Genomic DNA, 3833 nt, shown 5'->3' with positions numbered 1-3833 from the left:
TACAAACCTATGTTCCCAAGGATGCCCTAGAGAAAATAGAGCCACCACCACCCCCTCCCCAACCAAAGAAGAAAAAGTGGTATCAGAAGGTATGGTCGGTAGTATCGGGGGTTGTCTCAACCGTTGTCCGTGGTCTTCCTGGGATTGGCCAAATCTATACCTTTGCCACAGCAATTGCGGGCAGGGATTTTATAACAGGCCAGAAGCTATCTGGTGCAGATAGATGGCTTTCCTTTCTTGGTCCATTAGCAAGGGGTGCATCAATGTTTAGGCAAACCGCAAATTTAGCTAATACCATAAACAAAACAAAGGATGCCATTTCAAAGCTTAATACCTATTCTGGCTACCTTAAAAACCCAGAGCAAGCTGTTTTGGCAGGTTTAAACCTTGGAAAAAAATACGACCTTGGTCCTTTAACTGATTTAACCAATAAGGCTGGTTCTTTTTACAATAGCCTGATTGAGAATAAGTATTACAAATTTGGCACTGCCTTAACTGGAAAGGATGTGTGGGGGAATAAGCTTACCTGGGAAGAAAGGGTTGCTGGACTAAAGAGCTATGAAAGAATGTCTGACTGGAACAATAAGTTTGGGGATGTGATTGAGGGGATAATCTGGAAGAAGAATATAACCCTGCCCAAGATAGACCTGCCGAAGGTAAATCTGCCTAATATAGATTTGGGGAATGTTGATTTCAAGACAATAGGATTGGATGGGCTTGTCAATTGGGTAACCAATACGGGGAAAAGCCTAGAGGGAGGGATACCTAAGGTTTTAGATTCACTGAAAGATGCAGGAGGAAAGATTTTGGGAGTATTTACACCTGATGAGGTTGAGGCTGCTGTAAGAAAAAACATGGAGGAACATTTAAGAAGGGAGAAAATAAAGGTGTTTGCTCAAGACCAGGCAAAACAATCAGGGTTAGGTAAAATAACAGACCTTGAAGCAATGGCAAGGATAGTAGAGTATACAACGAAACAGAATGCTTTGCAGGGGACTAGAGAGATAATCTTAAACAAATTTATAGAAGATATAGGTTTTGTTTTGGCAAACAAGATGTCTGGAGGAATAGATGACGATCCTTGGAAAAGATATTATGTGAAAGATTTTAAAGACAGTGGTTTTAATAGCTCGTATAAAGATAATTCCAATCAAGTCCGTCATTTTATAGGTTTTGTCCTTGCGGGGTATTACAGAGGAGGAATAATAGGGGATGCTGCGGTAGTATATAATGAACTTCGAGGAGCTTACCAAGGAGGATCTCTAAGCCTTGCAGATTTTCAATTAGGGTGGAAAGGGGTTGATGCAGGGGTTGCTTTAAGGAAAGGTGAAATAGAGATTAACAAATTTGCAGAGTGGATTAGAAATAACTTAAAGTAATGGAATCACAAGCACTATTTTGTTGGCTCATCTATGTAGGATTATTGGTTGTAATATTTACAGGGTATGTAGCTTATACCACAAAAAGACCTAGAACCAAGTTCTCATTCATCAAGATATTATTTATCTTTTTTACTTTATATCTTTTGCCATATCTAATATTTCTAATTATAAAAGATAATACCTTGAGAAAAATATGGGTTATTTCTATGTATATATTATTTCCTGTAATCTTGCTCTGGCTTTATGGAATATGGAGCATTAAAAAGATTCAAGGCAAAATAATTATAGGAACATTACTTTTTCTGATAGGATTTGTATCCATAGATATAATTCTAAAATTAAAAGATAGAGGAAGATTAGAAAGGCAATTAGAAGGAACCAAAGTTAAAGACTTAAAACAATATTTTAAAAAAAGACTAAAGAAAGGAATGTCTCCGAAAGAGGTTCATAAAATAATGAAAGGCTATAATAGGGTGATATTGAATATGTATGCTTTAACTCCGGAAGTAACAACAGAACTTTATTTTTATAAAATGGGATTTGGATGCAGGATACTTGAGGTAGAGTATAAATTAGGCCATTTTAATGGGATTGAAGAAAATGATCTTCTTGGTATAACCTATCCATATATATTTCACTATTATTTCCCTGAGGCTTTTGACTCCTCAAATTCCCTTATTTATGAACCCAATCTAAAAAAATCGTACAAGATATATAAGCTAAAAATTACAAAGTTGGAACCCGAAGAATTATTAGAATTCCAGGTTAAAAACATCAAAGCTTCAGAAATAGTAGAATTCTTTGAAGGAAATTAGGATAATTCCTCCTTCTTGTGGCTCTTTAGCCCGTGGTGCCTCAATGCTTAAACAAATCGTCAACCTTGCAAGAAAGGCAAAGGATAACCTAGGAATCTATCCCTCCCAAGAAACCATTACCTCCCCTGGGGCATTAAGGTTTGAGAATATTGAGGTAATCCCCTCAATCAATCTTTCATCTAGTGAATTAGCAAAGATTCCCGACCTTATTCTTGCTCAATCCCTTCCTCCAGAAAGCACACCTTCCCTTGACCCATCCCTGGTTAGCCCTCCCTGGTATGAGCCTTATCAAGAGGGGTCAGGGGTCAAGGGTCAGGGGTCAGAAGATGCCCTTTCCTTAGAAGGGAAATTTATAAAATCCAATGATTATGTCTTCTATGTAATGAATGGAAGAAAGAGGCTGGTTCCCAAAGAAAGCCTTAATGCATACCTTCCTAAGGAAAAGCAGGCTGAGATAGAAAATGTTTCTTCTGAAAGATTAGCCAAGCTTCCTACTGGCGATGTCCTTCCTGAGATAAAATACCCGGATGGAAGCTTAATAAAGATAGTTGAATACTATTCTAATGTCCCTTCTTTAATAAAGAGAGAAGATTATTTCCTTATCTTTTCCGGAACAAAGCATCTTATTGATTCAGGAACAATGCAGATATTTAGCTTAAAGCCTAACGATGCAAAAAGCATTTCTGATAGTGAATTTCTTTCTATTCCTACCAGTGATCCCCTTAGGGCAAGGGTGGTAAGAAATGAAAGCCTGGGAGACTTCCTTATCCTTGGCTTGGAAAGAAGGTTTATTCCAACCCTTGACACAACCAATTTCTACCTTAATCTTCTTGGTCAAAGAAGCGTAGAACAAATATCCACCGAAGAGCTACAAACCTATGTGCCAAAGGATGCCCTAGAAAAAATAGAGCCACCACCACCCCCTCCCCAGCCAAAGAAGAAGAAATGGTATCAGAAGGTCTGGTCAGCAGTAAGTGGGATTGTCTCAACCGTTGTCCGTGGTCTTCCTGGGATTGGCCAAATCTATACCTTTGCCTGTGCGATTGCGGGCAGGGATTTTATAACAGGTCAAAAGCTATCTGGGGTAGACCAATGGCTTTCCTTGCTTGGTCCATTGGCAAGGGGTGCCTCAATGTTTAAGCAAACCTGATAAGCCTTGAGCAAAGGCTTTTTATGAAGCTTTTTTCAAAAGATTTTCCTTGTTTTTTCTTTTTATAGGGATATAAAATATTAAGGTAAGAGATAGAAAGGAGGCAAAATGAAATTCACTGTAGATGAAGAAAAATTATATGAAGTGGTTGAAAAAGCCGTAAACAAGGCTATGGAGGAGAATCTAAAGAGGTTGAAGTTAGAGCTAATTCCCTATGTAGATGATGATGAGATGGAAAAGATAAGAGAGATATTTAAAGAACCCAAGAAATATAAATATCAAGAATTTGTACAACTGGATTTGTAATGTATAGATATGAGTTTAGCCGAGAAAGCCTTAAGGTATTGGAAAGGTTAGATTCTAAAATCCAGGAATTGCTAAAGAAAAAGATAAAAAACATAGAAATGTGGTTAGCAGAGGTTCCGTAATTTTTTGTAAGCCTTTGAAAATAAAAGACTTACATTCATGAGACAGAAAATTTATAAC

The 3833-nt window shown here is 37.6% G+C and carries 5 protein-coding genes; all 5 read left to right on the top strand.

From position 1 onward, the window contains the following. The coding region (locus AB1630_11130; GenBank protein ID MEW6104345.1) for a pre-toxin TG domain-containing protein at positions 1-1379 on the top strand (1379 nt) is incomplete at its 5' end. Positions 1380-1588: 209 nt separating this feature from the next. Further along, positions 1589-2197 (top strand): hypothetical protein, encoded by a 609-nt coding sequence (locus AB1630_11125; GenBank protein MEW6104344.1) that lies wholly within the window; start codon positions 1589-1591, stop codon positions 2195-2197. Further along, positions 2184-3347, top strand: a complete 1164-nt coding sequence (locus AB1630_11120; protein ID MEW6104343.1) for a pre-toxin TG domain-containing protein — start codon at positions 2184-2186, stop codon at positions 3345-3347. Before AB1630_11125 ends, AB1630_11120 begins: the two co-directional genes overlap by 14 nt. A gap of 108 nt (positions 3348-3455) precedes the next feature. Beyond that, positions 3456-3653: a hypothetical protein gene (locus AB1630_11115; GenBank protein ID MEW6104342.1), complete on the top strand. Its 198-nt coding sequence runs from the start codon at positions 3456-3458 to the stop codon at positions 3651-3653. Beyond that, positions 3653-3775 carry a hypothetical protein gene (locus AB1630_11110; GenBank protein MEW6104341.1) on the top strand — a complete coding sequence of 41 codons (123 nt, stop codon included), beginning with the start codon at positions 3653-3655 and terminating at the stop codon, positions 3773-3775. The genes AB1630_11115 and AB1630_11110 overlap by 1 nt, the downstream gene beginning before the upstream one ends. Positions 3776-3833: the final 58 nt, after the last annotated feature.

Source organism: bacterium (assembly GCA_040753555.1).
Lineage (GTDB): Bacteria > UBA9089 > UBA9088 > UBA9088 > UBA9088 > JBFLYE01.
The sequence above is the reverse complement of the archived record's forward strand: the minus strand, read 5'-3'. Positions and strand labels throughout refer to the sequence as shown.